This window comes from Comamonas sp. BIGb0152, assembly GCF_024809975.1.
GTDB lineage: Bacteria > Pseudomonadota > Gammaproteobacteria > Burkholderiales > Burkholderiaceae_C > Comamonas.
On the sequence record NZ_JANUDY010000001.1, the window covers coordinates 604,303 to 621,137 of the forward strand.

A 16,835-nucleotide genomic window follows, 5' to 3' on the forward strand; every position below is an offset into this window, starting at 1 on the left:
TGTAGAGCAGCTGGCAATACCCGAGCAAGATTTTTATTTAGGGTCGGATACCAATTATTTTCAAATGATTTCTCTCAACAATTAATTGGGGACATATTAAAAACATGCCAATTAACGTTGATTTATATGTGATTTCTTAATTAATCTTCGACGGACGCGGAGAGACGTGGGCGCCCTGCACTCTTTTTGTGCAGCCTGCGCACCGTTTTGGACTGCAGGGCTTGCACAAAGTCCTCGCTGCCCATCGCCCAGCCGCCTTGCACGGCCTGGGTCAATGCCTGGCACTCGCGCTGCGACAGACCATAGGCCAGCATTTGGGCATAACTCGCCTCCCGGGCGAAGGGGGTGTTACCCAGTGCCCAGAAGGCCGCAGGCTCACGCAGCCAAGCCAAGGGCTTTGCACCCAAATGGTGCAAACAGCTGGACCAGGGGTAGTCTTCCGCCTTGGCGACCAGGCCTGCACGCTGGGGGTTGGAATCGATATAGATGATGCATTGCAGCAACGGCGCGGCCGGCTCCACCACCGTCGAGCGGTAGCGCCCCTCCCATAGCGTGCCGCTGCGCCCATGCCGCGCATTGAAATAGCGCACATAGGCCCGGCCCAGTGCCTGCATCAACAGCGGCAGGCCCTGCTCGGTCTGGGGCGTAATCAGCAGATGGAAGTGGTTGGGCATCAGCACAAAGGCATGCACTGCCACCAGATGGGTCTGCGCCAGCTGGCGCAGCAAGTCACTGAAGTGCTGGAAATCCTCGTCGTCGACAAAGACCGTCTGCCGGTTGTTGCCCCGGTGCAGCACATGGTGCGGCATATCAGGAATGCTGAGACGGGGAAGGCGGGCCATGGGGTGGTGAGGGAAGACAGCAGAGAGGAAAGCGGCTCCATTATCAACCGTCTGTCGCAAAAGCGCCTGCGCACCTGTCCGCTATGATCTGGCGAGCAACTATGACAAAACCCAGGGAGATTGAAACACCATGCGTTTACCTTCTTTGCTGATCGCGTCCTTGCTCACCTTCAGCGCCAACAGCTGGGCCGCACGCGACTTCACACCCCAAGCGGGCACCTGGATCATCAGCAGCGAGCTGGATGGCAAGCCAGGCCGTGGCCTGGCCATCGATGTGCAAGGCAATACCTTTTTCATGCAGGTGTTTGGCTACGAGAAAAATGGCGATGCCACGTTCTACACCGCTACTGGCCAGTTGGACGGCAATACCGTCACCGCGCCTTTGGTGCGCTACACCGGCGGGCGCAGCTTTGGCAGCGAAGCGCGTGATGCCGTGGAAGACAGCTCGCCCGGGAATGTGACCGTGTCCTTTAGCAATGGTTTGAAGGGGACGGTGCAGTTTCCCGGCGAAGCACCTGCGGCTATTGAGCGCTTTGCGATCAAGGAGCTGACACCGAGCATCAGCAATCCGCTGGCACAGCTGGGCCAGCGCGCTCTAACTTTGCTGATACTGGATGAGGATTTGCAGTTCAAGCAGATTCATTCCGTTTTGCTTCAGCGCAATGAAGAAGGACAGCCTGAGCTCTTAGAGTACATAGGCCCCGACCAACCGCGTCGAATTCTGCCTTGCACCGTGGAGGTTGCTCAGAGCAAGTTTCAGTGCGTCTCAACAGATAGCGGCGGTTACGTCGATAGTCTGCGCTTTCAAATCGTGGGCGGCCAGATTGCGGGCCAGATCAGGATGAAGGACGCACTTGGTCGAGAGCTGCCGCTCATCGGACAAAGCGACTCAGTGATGCACTATACCCACGGTGCCTTGTCACAGCAAACTTATGAAACTCTCCTGCTGTCGGGCTCCACCATCACCGGCATACCCACGCGGTATTACCACCAAATGATGCCGTCCAATGGCACCTGGGTGGTACAAGATGAATTGACTGGCAAGCCCGGGCGGGGGATGGCGCTTGACGTCCAGAATTCCACGATGGTGCTGCAGGTTTTCAACTATGGTTCGGATGGGCAGCCCACTTTTCACATGGGCAGCGGAGTTTACGAAAGCGCAGGTGCGGATACCTTGGGGTCGCGCGCCGATTTTGCGCTGGGTCAGTACGCTGGTGGGCGAAACTTTGGCGGTGCTGCCCAATCGGCACATGCGGTGGGTGAAGCTGGCCCTGTGCGCGTTGAGCTGTCCGTTCGCTGGAACGGGCCGGGCCGCACTGCTTCACAGATCGGAACGATCACCTTCCCTGGAGAGGCACCCAAGACCATTGAGCGTTTGCGACTCGATCATCAATCGAACTTGGCCGACAGGCTATTTGGGGAGTGGTACGCCCCTCCGCTCAACGCGCACTTCACGCTGGACCGAGAGAAAGATGGCGTGATCCAATCTACCGATGGTTCGATAAGTTGCGAGCAAAAGGACCCTGCTTATCCAGATCGTGTGACATGCACAAGGGTTGGAATGCAGACAGAGATAGGCACACCTGTTGTGTCCAACTTTAGTATTCCCTTGCTGAACCGTGGCAGCACCTGGATCCAGATCCGCGACCGCTTCGGCAACCTCCAAGGCCTGGGAAATATCGACTAATCCCTCCCCGCCTCCTCTTCAACAACAAAAGGCCATCCGCCCCACGGCAGATGGCCTTTTTCTATCCCCGCCTTGCAGCTTAGAAGCGGTAGCGCGCCACCAGCTGCACCGAGCGCGGCGCGCCCGGCAGGTTCAGGTTGGGCGAGGAGCCGTGGCCGGCCACGATGTAGCGCTTGTCCAAAATGTTGTTCAGCTTGAGCTGCAGGTCCACATTGCTCAGGCGGTAGTAGGCCATGGCGTCCAAGGTGGTATAGCCCGGCAGCACGACGGTATTGCCCGGGTTGGCAAAGCGCGCGCCCACGTAGTTGATGCCGCCACCGGCGCCAAAGCCATGGCCCAGGGCCTTGGTCAGCCAGATATTGGCGCTGTGTTTGGGGGTCAGGGTGGCACGCTTGCCTTCGACGGCCTGGCCGGCATCGACAGCGGGCGACGAGGTCATCTCGCTCAGCAGGTAGGCGTAACCCGACCAGATCTGCCAGCCCTGCGACAGGTCACCGGCAAAGCTCAGCTCCAGGCCCCGGGTGCGCTGCACGCCCAGGGGGACCAAGGTGTTGGTAACGGGGTCCACGCTCTTGATATTGGTGCGTTCGATCTCGAACAGCGCCGCATTGGCGCTGGCCTTGCCATCGAGCACATCCCATTTCACACCCACCTCGCGGCTGCTGGTTTTCTCAGGCGCCAGCTGCGCGTTGTTGGCCGCCAGCGCAAAGGTCTCGCCCGAAGGCTGGAAGGACTTGCTGAACGATGCGTAATACGACAGCGCATTGCTGGGCTGGTAGACCAGGCCGACGCGCGGGCTCCAGGCCACATCGGTGCGGCCCAGGTTGGTGCTGCCTGGCGTGTAGTTGTCGGTCTCCAGGCGGAAGCGGTCGTAGCGCACGCCGGCCAGCAACTTCCATTCGGGCGCCAGGGTCACCATGTCCTGCACATAGGCGCTGGCCACACTGAAGACGCTGTCGTTGTTGGCAGACGGTGCAGCGGTCAGCACCGGCGAGACGACGGGCAGCACCGGGTTGAACAGCGATACCGTCCCCACATTGCTTTGGCTGATGCTCAGCAGCCCCTTGTTCTGCCGGCCCAGCTCCAGGCCATACAGAATCTGGTGCGGCATGCCCGCCAGGTCCAGCTTCTGCGTCAGCTCCAGCTGGTTGAAAAAGCCATGCTCGTCGCGCTCCACATGGCCACGGTTGAGGCTGGCCGTCTGCGCTTTTTCGTTGACCGAGCCGACCAAGGTGTTGCTGCGGTCCAGGCTGTAGTCGTAGTAGCGCACTACATTGCGCAGGCTCAGGCTGTCGTTGAAGCGGTGGCTCAAGGTGGCAGAGGCCGAGTACACCTCAGAGGTGCTGACATCGGTATCGCGCGCATTGGCCGCGCCATAGTAGGTGCGGGGCGACACATTCACCGGCCGGCCCTGGAACGCAGGGATACCAAAGTCGGTGAGGCGGCTGTCCTTGAGGTAGTCGGCCTGCAGCAGCAACTGGGTGTCGGCGCTGAACTTGAACTGCACCGAGCCCGCCAGCGCCTTGCGGTCCAGAAACTGCTGGTCGCGGTAGCTGTCGGCGCGCTCAATGGCGCCGGTCAGGCGGTAGGAGACGATGCTGTCCTGCGGCGCGCGCGCCAGGTCAAACTCGCCCCGGCGCTGGTTCCAGCTGCCCAAGGTCAGGCCGACCTCGCTGCGGTCAATGCCGGGCTTCTTGGTGATGCGGTTGATCAGCCCACCCGAGGAGCCCCGGCCGTACAGCACCGATGCCGGGCCTTTGAGCACTTCGACCTGCTCCACATTCGACAGATCGCGGAAGTACAGCGCGTCATCACGCACGCCGTCGACAAACTGGTCGGCAATCGCCGAGAAGCCCCGGATCGTCACCTGGTCGCGCTGGCCATCGCCATGCGACAGGCCAATACCGGGCACCACCTTGAGCACATCCTGCATGGACTGCACGGCCTGGTCGCGCATCAGCTGCTGGGGCACCACGTTCACCGTTTGCGGGATATCGCGCAAAGGCGCTTCGATCTTGGTGGCGCTCTTGGCCGTGGGGGCTGAATAACCCACTTCGGCAGCCGTATTGGCCTGAACGCGTACTTCCTGCAGCGTCGTCTCTGCCGGCGCTTGCTGCGCCACGGCATAGCCCGCGCACAGCAGTGCCACTGCTGCTGCCACGGTTTGTGTCTTGAAAGCCATTCCTGTTCCTTTTATCGCTTTGGTATGTGTTCGGTTTGGCTGTGCCGCAGGGACAATCCGCAGGGCTGGTTGGCTACCACCGGGAAAAGCTCGCACATCTTAAAGAGGAAAATGGTTCTCATTTACATATCTTTAAGAAAGGTATGCATGGAGGCGACAAAGCCACAGCAAGCAGATTCTTAAGGCATGTTCAGGTTTTCTTAAGAAAAGTCTGAAGCGCCTGATTTTTCATCGAATTTGCCCCAGCAGACCCTTGCATCCGGGCGCTTCGATTCGGTAAATGCCACAGCGCGCGGAGGGCTAATGAGACAGTAAGGGCACACCTCCGCCTGCAACCAAGATCGGCGCATGGGATGGATGGAAAGTGATGAAAAAACCGGCCAGGCGCGGTTGCGCCCGCTTCTCAGCGCAGTGCCAGCTTGCTGCCGATCACCCGCCCCGCCTGGTAGCCCATCAGGCCCGAGACACGCCCTGCCGCCTGCAACAGCTGGGGCAGCAGCTGCGCCTGCATGACTTCGGGCGTGGTGCGGTTGGCCTGGCCGCTGATGTTCATCGCCGCCACCACCTGACCGCTGGCATTGTGGATCGGGGCCGCTATCGACGTGAGGCCCTCTTCCAGCTCCTGGTTCAGCATGCACCAGCCCTGCGCCCGCACCTGGGCCAGCTCGGCCAGCAGCTGCGCATCGTCCTGGAGGGTGAAGCGCGTGAACAAAGTGCGGTCGCGGCCATCGAGCAAGGGCTGCAGCTCCTGCGCGGGCAGCTCGGCCAGCAGCACCCGGCCCAGCGATGTCCAAAAACTCGGCAGGCGCGAGCCCATGCCCAAGTTGGTGCTCATGATCTTGTGCGTATGCACGCGCAGCACGTAGACCACATCCTGGCCATCGAGCACGGCGATGGAGCAGGACTCGTGCGTCTGCTCGACCAGCGCGTCCATCACCGGCTGGGCCAGGTTCCACACCGGCATGGACGACAAATAGGCAAAGCCCAGGTCCAGGATGCGCGGCGTGAGCGCAAACAAACGGCCTTCCACACGTACATAGCCCAGGGTCTGCAGGGTCAGCAAAATGCGGCGCGCACCGGCCCGCGTCATGCCCGTGGCTTCGGCCACCTCCGTCAAGGTCTGGCGGGGCGTGGCCGCACCAAAGCTGCGGATGACCTCCAGCCCGCGCGCGAAGGACTGCACATAGCTGTCGCTGGGGCGGAGGGTCGGGTCTTCTTCTTTCATAGGCCGCATTCTTGGTCGTTGGCGTGGAGCGGGCCCCTGGCAATACAAAAGCAAATCGCAGGGACATCGGGTAGCGGATTATCAGGCAGTCTATAATTCTTTTAGCGAACTAATGTTCTATATACGAACATTTAAACCAAGAGCTTCATGGGAGGCTCTGCCAACCCCTCGCGCAGTGGTTGTGCAGAGGCTCCTTAAGGGCCGCCGATCCCTCTGATGCAGTGCCCTGCCTGCGGGCAGGCACTGCAGTTTGTCGCACGCGGTACAGGCACTGCCCCAGCGCAGCGCGACCATGCCGCAGCGGGATCAGCAGCCTGTTGCGACCCGTGTTCAGAACCAGGAGACAAGATGATCAACAAGATTTCGGACTCGATTGCCGAGTCCCTCAGCCGCGTCCAGGATGGCTCGACCGTACTCATCGGCGGCTTTGGCACCGCCGGCATTCCAGCAGCCCTGATTGACGGCCTGATCGCACAGGGTGCGCGCGACCTCACGGTGGTCAACAACAACGCCGGCAACGGCGACACGGGCCTGGCGGCCCTGCTCAAGACCGGCGCCGTGCGCAAGATCATTTGCAGCTTCCCGCGCCAGGTCGACAGCTATGTGTTCGACGAGCTCTACCGCAGCGGCAAGATCGAGCTGGAAGTAGTGCCGCAAGGCAACCTGGCCGAGCGCATGCGCGCTGCCGGTGCGGGCATTGGCGCGTTCTTTTGCCCCACCGCCTACGGCACCGAGCTGGCAGCGGGCAAGGAAACGCGCGAGATCAATGGCAAGCACTATGTGCTGGAGTACCCGATCTATGGCGATGTGGCGCTGATCAAGGCCGAGCAAGGCGACCGCTGGGGCAACCTGACCTACCGCAAGGCAGCGCGCAACTTTGGCCCGGTGATGGCCACTGCGGCGAAGTACACCATCGCCACCGTGCATGAGATCGTGGAGCTAGGCCAACTCGACCCCGAGGCCGTGGTCACCCCGGGCATCTACGTCAACCAGGTCATCAAGATCGAGCGCGTTGCCACGCAAGCCGGTGGCTTCAAAAAAGCAGCCTGAAGCAGGAGACAAGACCATGAGCAGCTACCAAAAACGCACAAAAGACGAAGTCGCCGCCCGCGTGGCGCAAGACATCCATGATGGTGCCTACGTGAACCTGGGCATTGGCCAGCCTACCGCCGTGGCCAACCACATCCCCCAAGACCGCGAAGTCATCCTGCAGTCGGAAAACGGCATTCTGGGCATGGGCCCGGCCCCCGCCGCTGGCGACGAAGACTATGACCTGACCAACGCCGGCAAGCAGCCCGTCAGCTTGCTGGCAGGCGGCAGCTTCTTCCACCATGCCGACAGCTTTGCGATGATGCGCGGCGGCCACCTGGACATCTGCGTGCTGGGCGCTTTCCAGGTCGCAGAAAACGGCGACCTGGCCAACTGGAGCACCGGTGAGGCCGGCGCTATTCCCGCCGTGGGCGGTGCCATGGATCTGGCCATCGGTGCCAAGCAGACCTGGGTGATGATGGACCTGCTGACCAAGCAGGGCGAGAGCAAGATCGTCAAGCAATGCAGCTATCCGCTAACCGGCATTGGCTGCGTCAAGCGCATCTACACCGATGTGGCCACCATCGAGGTCACCGACCAGGGCCTCAAGCTCATCGACAGCGTCGAAGGTCTGGACAAGGCCGAGCTCGAAAAAATGATTGGCCTGGCCCTGCTGTAAGCACAGCAAGCGCTGCACCGATCTGTATTCATCCAAGGAGACCACCATGACCAACGCCTATATCTGCGACGCCGTGCGCACCCCCTTTGGCCGCTACGGCGGCGCGCTTGCCGGTGTACGCACCGATGACCTGGGTGCCGTGCCCCTCAAGGCGCTGATGGAGCGCAACCCGGGTGTGGACTGGACAGCAGTGACCGATGTGATCTACGGCTGCGCCAACCAGGCCGGCGAGGACAACCGCAATGTGGCCCGCATGTCCAGCCTGCTCGCTGGCCTGCCCATCGAGGTGCCCGGCGCCACCGTCAACCGCCTCTGCGGTTCCGGTCTGGATGCCGTGGGCACCGCCGCCCGCGCCATCAAGTCTGGCGAAGCACGGCTGATGATCGCCGGCGGTGTGGAATCGATGAGCCGCGCCCCCTTTGTGATGCCCAAGGCCGAGTCCGCTTTCAGCCGCAACAATGCCGTCTACGACACCACCATCGGCTGGCGCTTTGTCAACAAGCAGATGAAGGCGCTGTACGGCGTGGATTCGATGCCCGAGACGGCCGAGAACGTGGCCGACGACTTCAAGATCGAGCGTGAAGCCCAAGACCGCATGGCCTTGGCCTCGCAGCAAAAGGCCGCAGCAGCCATCGCTGCCGGTCACCTGGCACGCGAGATCGTGGCCGTGACCATTGCGCAGAAAAAGGGCGATGCGCTGGTGATCAGCCAGGACGAACACCCCCGCGCCACGACGATCGAAGCGCTGGCCAAGCTCAAGGGCGTGGTGCGCGAAGGCGGCACCGTGACGGCTGGCAATGCCTCCGGCGTGAACGACGGCGCCTGCGCCTTGTTGCTGGCCAACGAAGAAGCTGCCAAGCAGTACGGCTTGACGCCGCGCGCCCGTGTGGTGGCCATGGCGACTGCCGGTGTGGCACCCCGCATCATGGGCTTTGGCCCGGCGCCTGCGGTGCGCAAGGTGCTGGCCCTGGCCGGCCTGACCTTGGCTGACATGGATGTCATCGAGCTGAACGAAGCCTTTGCCGCGCAAGGCCTGGCCGTACTGCGCGACCTGGGCATTGCGGACGACGACCAGCGCGTCAACCAATGGGGCGGCGCGATTGCGCTGGGTCACCCGCTGGGCGCATCGGGCGCACGCCTGGCGACTACCGCCGTCAACCAGCTGCATGCACTGGGTGGCCGCTACGCGCTGTGCACCATGTGCATCGGCGTGGGCCAGGGCATTGCCGTGGTCCTTGAAAAAGTCTGATCGCCACAGCGGCGGCAAGTGCAGGCCTGCAAGGGCCACGCCTTGCCCCGCGTCACACCACCCTCCCCCTACACCAGCGCTGCTGCCTCGCCCACCTTGGCGCAGCCCTGCCCGCACAGCGATGCACGGGCACTTTTTGAAGGACAGAACGCCATGGCAACACAACAAATCACCACAGCGACCGGCCGTTTCAACATCGATCTGCAAGGCCCCGAGGGCGCGCCGGTGCTGGTGTTCTCCAACTCGCTGGGCACCACCTTGGACATGTGGGACGCCCAGGCCAAGACCTTCAGCAGCCAGTACCGCGTGCTGCGCTATGACACCCGTGGCCATGGCGCCAGCGTGCTGAGCCCTGGCCCCTACCAGTTTGCACAACTGGGCGGCGATGTGCTGGCCATTCTGGACAGCCTGGCCATTGACCAGGCCCATTTCTGCGGTATCTCGATGGGCGGCCTGACGGGCCTGTGGCTGGGCGTGCATGCCGGCGCACGCATGCGCAGCATCACCGTGGCCAACAGCGCCGCCAAGATTGGTGCCGAAGCCGGCTGGCGCGACCGTGCCGCCCTGGTGCGTGCCAATGGCGCTGCGGCGATGCAGACCCTGGCCGACTCCTCGCCCAGCCGCTGGTTTACCGAAGGCTTTATCGCCAGCCAGCCCCAGGTGGTGCAGACGGCCCAGGCCTGGATTGCCGGCATTGCCCCCGAAGGCTATGCCAGCTGCTGCGAAGCGTTGGCCGTGGAAGACCTGCGCGCCGACATCGCCCGCATCCAGACCCCCACCCTGCTGATTGCAGGCAGCGCGGACCCGGTTACCACAGTGGCTGACGCCCAGGCCATGCATGCAGCCATTGCCGGCTCGGAGCTGGCGACGGTGCCCGCCTCGCACCTGTCCAACCTCGAAGTGCCCCAGGCCTTTGACCTGGCGCTGGGCAGCTTCCTGCAAAAGCATTGATGGCCCTGCACTAACCCCGCTGCAGACGGGCACCGATAACAACAACCGCCCGCTGCAACCCTTCCTCTACCAAGGAGACAAGCATGTCAGATGCCAATCCACGCTGGAAGCAGCGCCCTGCAGGATCGACCTGGGGCGACTTCGGCCCTGATGACCAACTCGGCCGGCTCAACCTGCTGACGCCCGCCAAGGTGCGCCAGGGCGTTGCCGAGGTGCACGAGGGCCTGCGCTTTTCGCTCAGCCTGCCGCTGGACTACCCCGGTGGCAGCGCGCTCAACCCCAACCGCAAGCCACCCGTGTTGCGCCCCTTGCAGCGCAAGGGCCTGGTCAACTTCAACTGCCTGCTGGGCGATCTGGAACCGGGCCGCACCGATGTGCTGTCCGACGACATGGCCGTGCTGTCGCTGCAGTACTCCACCCAGTGGGATGGCCTGGCCCATGCGGGCCAGCTGTTTGATGCCAATGGCGATGGCGTGCCTGAGCCGCTCTACTACAACGGCTATGCCGCAGGCCGCGATGTGCTGGGCCCACTCTTGGTGCGCGACACCGGCATGCCCACGCCCGAGAGCAGCGGCAGCACCAGCTGCGCCAAGGCCTTGGGCATCGAGGGCATGGCCCAAAACGGGGTGCAAGGCCGGGGCGTGATGCTGGACCTGCATGCCCACTACGGCGATGCCCGCACCCTCATCGGCTACGACGAGTGGATGCGGGTGATCGAGGCCGACCGGCTGGAGATCGAGCCCGGCGACATGCTCTGCCTGCACACCGGCTTTGCCCAGGCCGTGCTGGCGATGCAAAAGAATCCCGACCCGGTGGTGCTGAACAACCGCTGCGCAGTGCTCAATGGCCGCGACGAGAAGCTGCTGCAGTGGATCAGCGACAGCCAGATCGCCGTGATCGCCGCTGACAACTATGCCGTCGAGGCGCACCCCGCCTTGCCCGGTGCCGACTGCTGCGCGGCGCTGCCCCTGCATGAGCACTGTTTGTTCAAGCTGGGCCTGCACCTGGGCGAGCTCTGGCACCTGACGCCTTTGGCGCAGTGGCTGCGCGCCCATGGGCGCAGCCGCTTCTTGCTGACGGCCCCGCCGCTGAACCTGCCCGGCGCCATTGCCTCGCCGGTGACCCCGATTGCCACGGTTTAAGACCTGCATCCAGACCACCGCATTACTGCGGCAGCAGCCCAAGGCGAGTCTGCCGCCCCTACCCGGAGCCACCATGCCCTACATCATTGAGACTTTCGACAAGCCCGAGCACCAGGCCGTGCGCCAGGCCCACCGCCCCGCACACCTGGACTTTCTGGCCCGCAACGCCCAGCTGCTGCTGGCCTGCGGCGCCAAGCTGCAAGACGACGGCAGCGACATGGGCGGCGGCCTCTATGTGGTGGACCTGGACACGCGCGAGGCCGCCCAGGCCTTTATCGAATCCGACCCTTTCTACCAGGCTGATCTGTTTGCCCAGGTGCGCATCACGCGCTGGCGCAAGGCCTATGTGGCCGGCCAATGCAGCCTGTGATTTCCGCTTTGGAGACCTCTATGTCCACCCCCAACCCCTCCACCCCATCGATCTCCGCACGCCCCCGCGTGCTCATCACCGGCGGCGGCGCCGGCATTGGTGCAGCCGCGGCGCTGCGCTGCCACGCCGATGGCTACGAGCCGGTCATCATCGACCGCCAGATTGACCAGGTGCCGGCGGGCTTTGTCGCCATCCAGGCCGACCTGAGCAGCGCCGACGACACGGCGCGCGCGCTGGGCGAGGCGCTCGCTGGCGGCCCCATTACCCGCCTGGTGAACAACGTGGGCATCGTGGTGCCCAACGATGCCGCCAGCCAGACACTGGCGGAGTTTGATCTGGCTGTGTCGCTGAACCTGCGCTGCGCCTTCCAGTGCATGCAGGCACTGCTGCCGGGCATGCAAGCGGCGCGCTTTGGCCGCATCGTCAATATGTCCTCACGCGCGGCGCTGGGCAAGGATTTGCGCACCGCCTACGCCGCCACCAAGGCCGGCCTGATAGGGATGACCCGCGTCTGGGCGCTGGAACTGGGCCAATGGGGCATCACCGCCAATGCCATTGGCCCCGGCCCCATCCGTACCGAGCTGTTCGACAAGGCCAACCCGCCGGACGCCGAACGCACGCAAAAGATCATCCAGTCCGTGCCCGTCAAGCGCGTGGGCACGCCGGGCGATGTGGCCCATGCCGTGGCCTACATGCTCGACGAGCGCAGTGGTTTTGTCACCGGCCAGACGCTCTATGTCTGCGGCGGCATGACCGTGGGCGTGGCCCCGGTTTAGCGTTTTTCCCCTGGCGTGCCCGCATCCATCAAGGGGCCGCCAAGTTTTGATTCATCCACTGATAACAAGAGACATTGATGTCAAAAATCACCGCCTTTTTCACCGAGCTGATGCGCAAGTATCTGCCCGACCCCTTCGTATTCGCGATCTTGCTGACCCTGCTGACCATGGTGCTGGCCTTTGCCGTGGAGAGCCGGCCCATTAACCTGGTAGTGCAGGACTGGGGCAAGGGCTTTTGGAGCCTGCTGGCCTTTACCACCCAGATGGCGGTGATTTTGGTGATGGGCTATGTGCTGGCCGCCGCGCCCGTGGTGGACCGTTTCCTCAACCGCATCGCGGCCCTGGTGAACACGCCGCGCGGCGCCATCATCATGGCCACCGTCGTGGGCTGCGTAGGCAGCTACCTCAACTGGGGTTTTGGTCTGGTGATTGGCGGCATCATGGCCAAGAAGCTGGCCTTGCGCGTCAAGGGCGTGCACTACCCGCTGATCATCGCCTCGGCCTACACGGGCTTCACGATGTACAGCCTGGGGCTGTCGGCCACGATTCCGGTGCTGATCTCCACCAAGGGCCACAGCTTTGAAAAGCAGATGGGCATCATCCCGCTGAGCGAAACCATCTTCTCGCCCCACATCTTGCTGACCGCGCTGGCCGTGCTGATTGTGCTGCCGCTGATCAATGCTGCGATGCACCCCAAGGTCGGTGAGAAGGTCACCGAAATCAGCCCTGAGCTGGCCAGCAACGACGATGCCAAGGGCGCGTCGGCCGCCAACCTGCTGGGCGATGAGAAGACCTTTGCCGGCCGCCTGAACAACAGCCGCATCCTGAGCGGACTGATCGGCCTGACCGGCATGGCCTTTGTGGCCATGCACTTCATGCAAAACGGCAGCCTCGATCTGAACATGATCAACTTCTTCATCCTGTTCCTGGGCATCTTGCTGCTGGGCACGCCGATGAAGTATGTGGAAAAGGTCAATGAAGGCGTCAAGACCATTGGCGGCATCATTTTGCAGTTCCCGTTCTACGCCGGCATCATGGCCATCATGCATGCCTCGGGCCTGGTCGAATCCATCGCCCATGTGTTCGTGAGCTTCTCGACCGCCCACACCCTGCCGCTGTGGGGCCTGATCAGCTCGTTCTTCATCAACTTCTTTGCGCCCTCTGGCGGCGGCCACTGGGTGCTGCAAGGCCCGTTCATGATTGAAGCGGCCAAGACCCTGGGCGCATCGCAGGCCCACACTGCCATGTCGGTGATGCTGGGCAATGGCTGGAACGACCTGGTGCAGCCCTTCTGGATTCTGCCGGCGCTGGCACTGTCCAAACTCAAACTCAAGGACATCATGGGCTACACCGTGGTCTCGATGTTCGTGGTCGGTGCGATCTATATCGGCTCCTCGCTGTTCTGGCCATAAACCAGGCTAGACCTTTTATCCCCCTCCGGCTGTCACGCGAGACCCAACAAGCACTGACAAAACAAGTGCCAGCCGCTTTTACTTTGCTTTGGAGATTCCCATGAACACCATCCGCCTCAACGCCCGCCGCACCGTGCTGCAAGCCATCGCCGCTGCCAGCCTGGGCGCTGCGCTCATGCCCGCCGCCTTGGCGGCCGAGGCCTTCCCGAACAAGCCCATCACCCTGGTCGTGCCCTTTGTGGCCGGCGGCACCACCGACATCCTGGCCCGCATCGTTGGCCAATCGCTGGGCGAGGAGCTGGGCCAGCCGGTCATCATCGACAACCGCGCAGGTGCGGGTGGCAACATCGGCGGCCAGTTTGCAGCGCGCGCGCCGGCCGACGGCTACACCCTCTTCATGGGCACCGTGGGCACCCACGCCATCAATGAATGGCTGTACAAGAAGATGCCCTTCAGCCCCAACAAGGACTTTGCGCCGCTGACCCGCGTGGCCAATGTGCCCAACCTGCTGGTGGCCAACCCGGCGCAGCCGTTCAAGAACGTCAAGGAGCTGATCAGCTATGCCCAGGCCCATCCCGGCCAGGTGAACTTTGGCTCCTCGGGCAGCGGCAGCTCCATCCATCTGTCTGGCGAGCTGTTCAAGATGACGGCCAAGGTGGACATGATCCACATCCCCTACAAGGGCAGCGCGCCAGCCGTGACCGACCTGCTGGGCAACCAGATTGCGATCATGTTCGACAACATGCCCTCTGCGATCCAGCATGTGCGCTCGGGCAAGCTGCGCCCGCTGGCCGTGACCACCGCCAAGCGCTCGCCTGAGCTGCCCGATGTGCCAACGGTTGCTGAAGCCGGCGTGCCCGGCTACGAGGCTACTTCGTGGTTTGGCCTGTTCGCCCCCACCAAGACGCCCGCCGAGGTGCAGGCCAAGCTGCATGCGGCCATCATCAAGGTGCTGCAAAAGCCTGACGTGATCAAAAAGATTGGCGACCAGGGCGGCGAAGTGGTGACTGAATCGCAGGCAGAATTTGCCAAATTCATCGCCGCTGAAAATAACAAGTGGAAGCAAGTGGTCAAGACCTCGGGCGCGACTGCTGGTTAATCCAGGTCCCAGCCACCAACGACAAAGCCGCCGATCCTGGATGCCCAGGGTCGGCGGCTTTTTCCATGGGGCGCTCTAAAGGATCAGACCCCGATAGGGCCGCCGTCGGCCTTCTGGATCACCACCGTCGAGGAGCGCGGGCGCACCTTGCTGTCCGGCACCCGGGTGGCATCGGCCGTGCCGTAGGCGGGCCAGTTCACGGGATGCTGGATGTTCAGGAAAATGCTGGTGTGGTCCGGGGTGTAGGCAAAGCCGGTGATCTCGGCCTCGTTGGGGCCGACAAAGAAGCGGCGCAGCTCGGCCTGGTTGCTGGCGTTGATGACCGGGCCCGTGCCCTTGGCATCCTTCAACGCGCCCGGTACCACGGCGAGCATCTGGTCATTGGTGGCCTTGGCGACGGCATTGTTGCGGCCGCCGTCGATGCCGTTGTCGGTCTGGATCCAGAGAATGCCGCGGTCATCAAAGGCGATGCCATCGGGGCTGGCCAGCTGGTTGCGCTCGGTCAGGCCGGAGCGGTTGGTGTCGGCATTGCCTGCGGCGTCCGAGCCGAAGACAAAGATGTCCCAGCGGAAGCTGTTGGCACCGGCATCGTCGTGCCAGCGCACGATATGGCCGTTGACATTGTTCAGGCGCGGATTGGCGGGGTTGGTGCCGCGCTCGGCATTGCGGCTGCTGTTGTTGGTCAGAGTCAGGTAGACATCGCCATTGCTGGGGTGCACGGCGGTCCACTCGGGGCGGTCCATCGGCGTGGCACCCACAAAATCCGCCGCGCCACGCGTGTTGATCAAGATGGCGTCGATATTGCCAAAGGCCTCGCCCAGGCTGCGGCCGTCCTTGCCCTTGGTCGCCGGGGTCAGCGCCAGCCATTCGCCCTTGCCTTCGGCATCAAAGCGGGCCACGTACAAGGTGCCCTTGTCCAGGTACTTGTGGCCCACGGCAATGCGGTCGCTGCGCGCGGCATCCTTGGGGTCCCACAATGCTTCGGACACAAAGCGGTAGATGTACTCAAAACGCGAATCATCACCACTGTAAAAAGCCAGCGGCTTGCCCGCCACTGGAATGCCGTAGGCGGCGCCTTCGTGGGCAAAGCGGCCCATGGCGGTGCGCTTGGTGGCTGTGCTGCTGGGGTCGTAGGGATCGATCTCGACCAGGTAGCCAAAGCCATTGACTTCGTTGCGCCAGTCCTGCAAGCCGCTCTGGGCCGTGGCGGTGATGTTGAAGCGGGCGAACTCGCCTTGCTGCTCGCTGGCGTCGCCGGCTGCCGTCTCCCATTGGTAGCGGCCCGCCTTGGTCTGCACGCCCACGCGCTTTTGCGCGGCAGTCACCTCACCGGTGTTGACAAAGCAGGCGGCCCAGTTCTCTTCGGCCGTGATGTAGGTGCCCCAAGGGGTGGTGCCATTGCCGCAGTTGTTGTTGGTGCCGCGCACCTCGCTGCCGGTGGTCGAGAACGGCGTCTTGACCCAGTCGGTGCCCGCCACCGGGCCGGACAGGTTCATCGGCGTGGCCGAGGTGAAGCGGCGGTTGTAGCGGGAGTTGTTGATGATCTCCCATTTGCTGCCTTGCTTGCGCACATGCATGACGGCGACGCCATGGGCATTGATTTCCTTGCGCACTTCTTCTGCGGGGCGCTTGCCATCCACCGACGTAGGGCCGTTGGGGTGCAAGGCCTTTTCGTCGATGTACTCGTGGTTGACCACCAGCAGGCCTTCGCTGGAGCTGCCGGCCAGCGGGAAGTAGTGCATGCCGTCATGGTGCATGCCGGTGGAGTGCAGCAGGTCTTGCGAGGTGTTACGGCCTTCATTGCTCCAGGGCGCTGCCTGGTCATTGAGCGGCGTACCCCAGGCACCGATGACCGAGGCCACATAGCCGGCGGGCACCACGCAGGCATCCGTCATCGAGTTGGGCAGCGAGGCAAAGCCCAGCTTGACGGCCTTGTCGTCGTCGCCATCGCTGCCGCCACCGCAGGCGGAGATGCTGGCACCGGCAAACAGCGCCAGGGCCGAGCCCAGGCTGCCACGCATCACCAGACGGCGCGACATATTCGCTTCGAGAATGGTGCTGAAAGGGGTGTTGTCGCCCGTGTTGCGGACGACCTTGTCGGATATGGATTTGCTCATCGCTTCGACTCTCCTGATTGTTGGACCACCGTAGGAAAGGCCCAGTCTAGAAAGCGAAAGTGACGGCTCCATGAA

At 63.0% G+C, this 16,835-nt stretch carries 14 protein-coding genes; 10 read left to right on the forward strand and 4 right to left on the reverse strand.

All coding sequences use genetic code 11. From position 1 onward, the window contains the following. Nucleotides 1-140: 140 nt before the first annotated feature. The gene (locus M2375_RS02710) at nucleotides 141-842 is read right to left on the reverse strand and encodes a transposase (protein ID WP_259163759.1); all 702 of its coding nucleotides are present in this window, start codon (nucleotides 840-842) and stop codon (nucleotides 141-143) included. 130 nt (nucleotides 843-972) lie between these two features. Here M2375_RS02710 and M2375_RS02715 point away from each other — a divergent pair, with 130 nt between their 5' ends. Beyond that, entirely contained in the window at nucleotides 973-2,529 is a 1,557-nt protein-coding gene (locus tag M2375_RS02715) for a hypothetical protein (RefSeq protein ID WP_259163761.1), read from the forward strand. A 79-nt stretch (nucleotides 2,530-2,608) separates the two neighbouring features. Here the strand turns inward: M2375_RS02715 and M2375_RS02720 are convergent, their stop codons facing one another. Together M2375_RS02720 and M2375_RS02725 are read right to left on the reverse strand one after the other, a co-directional pair. Beyond that, a complete protein-coding gene (locus tag M2375_RS02720; RefSeq protein WP_259163763.1) occupies nucleotides 2,609-4,711 on the reverse strand; it encodes a TonB-dependent siderophore receptor in 2,103 nt (700 codons plus the stop codon). Between the two features lie 403 nt (nucleotides 4,712-5,114). Then, nucleotides 5,115-5,945: an IclR family transcriptional regulator C-terminal domain-containing protein gene (locus M2375_RS02725; RefSeq protein WP_404979266.1), complete on the reverse strand. Its 831-nt coding sequence runs from the start codon at nucleotides 5,943-5,945 to the stop codon at nucleotides 5,115-5,117. Nucleotides 5,946-6,284: 339 nt separating this feature from the next. Between M2375_RS02725 and M2375_RS02730 the strand changes: the two genes are divergently transcribed. The 9 genes from M2375_RS02730 (at nucleotide 6,285) to M2375_RS02770 (ending at nucleotide 14,643) form a co-directional block, all read left to right on the forward strand. Next, the gene (locus M2375_RS02730; RefSeq protein ID WP_259163766.1) at nucleotides 6,285-6,986 is read left to right on the forward strand and encodes a 3-oxoacid CoA-transferase subunit A; all 702 of its coding nucleotides are present in this window, start codon (nucleotides 6,285-6,287) and stop codon (nucleotides 6,984-6,986) included. 16 nt (nucleotides 6,987-7,002) lie between these two features. Next, the gene (locus M2375_RS02735) at nucleotides 7,003-7,644 is read left to right on the forward strand and encodes a 3-oxoacid CoA-transferase subunit B (RefSeq protein ID WP_259163767.1); all 642 of its coding nucleotides are present in this window, start codon (nucleotides 7,003-7,005) and stop codon (nucleotides 7,642-7,644) included. Between the two features lie 46 nt (nucleotides 7,645-7,690). Then, on the forward strand, nucleotides 7,691-8,893 hold the full coding sequence (pcaF, locus tag M2375_RS02740; RefSeq protein WP_259163768.1) for a 3-oxoadipyl-CoA thiolase: 1,203 nt from the start codon (nucleotides 7,691-7,693) through the stop codon (nucleotides 8,891-8,893). Nucleotides 8,894-9,046: 153 nt separating this feature from the next. Next, on the forward strand, nucleotides 9,047-9,844 hold the full coding sequence (gene pcaD, locus M2375_RS02745; RefSeq protein ID WP_259163769.1) for a 3-oxoadipate enol-lactonase: 798 nt from the start codon (nucleotides 9,047-9,049) through the stop codon (nucleotides 9,842-9,844). A gap of 83 nt (nucleotides 9,845-9,927) precedes the next feature. After that, entirely contained in the window at nucleotides 9,928-10,986 is a 1,059-nt protein-coding gene (locus M2375_RS02750; RefSeq protein ID WP_259163770.1) for a cyclase family protein, read from the forward strand. A gap of 73 nt (nucleotides 10,987-11,059) precedes the next feature. Continuing rightward, complete coding sequence (locus tag M2375_RS02755; protein WP_259163771.1) at nucleotides 11,060-11,356, forward strand: YciI family protein; 297 nt, start codon at nucleotides 11,060-11,062, stop codon at nucleotides 11,354-11,356. Between the two features lie 20 nt (nucleotides 11,357-11,376). Beyond that, entirely contained in the window at nucleotides 11,377-12,132 is a 756-nt protein-coding gene (locus tag M2375_RS02760; RefSeq protein ID WP_259163773.1) for an SDR family NAD(P)-dependent oxidoreductase, read from the forward strand. Nucleotides 12,133-12,209: 77 nt separating this feature from the next. Further along, nucleotides 12,210-13,544, forward strand: a complete 1,335-nt coding sequence (locus M2375_RS02765; protein WP_259163775.1) for a short-chain fatty acid transporter — start codon at nucleotides 12,210-12,212, stop codon at nucleotides 13,542-13,544. Nucleotides 13,545-13,644: 100 nt separating this feature from the next. Beyond that, nucleotides 13,645-14,643 (forward strand): tripartite tricarboxylate transporter substrate binding protein, encoded by a 999-nt coding sequence (locus M2375_RS02770; RefSeq protein WP_259163777.1) that lies wholly within the window; start codon nucleotides 13,645-13,647, stop codon nucleotides 14,641-14,643. An 83-nt stretch (nucleotides 14,644-14,726) separates the two neighbouring features. Here the strand turns inward: M2375_RS02770 and M2375_RS02775 are convergent, their stop codons facing one another. Further along, a complete protein-coding gene (locus M2375_RS02775) occupies nucleotides 14,727-16,760 on the reverse strand; it encodes a PhoX family phosphatase (protein ID WP_259163779.1) in 2,034 nt (677 codons plus the stop codon). Nucleotides 16,761-16,835 lie beyond the last annotated feature (75 nt).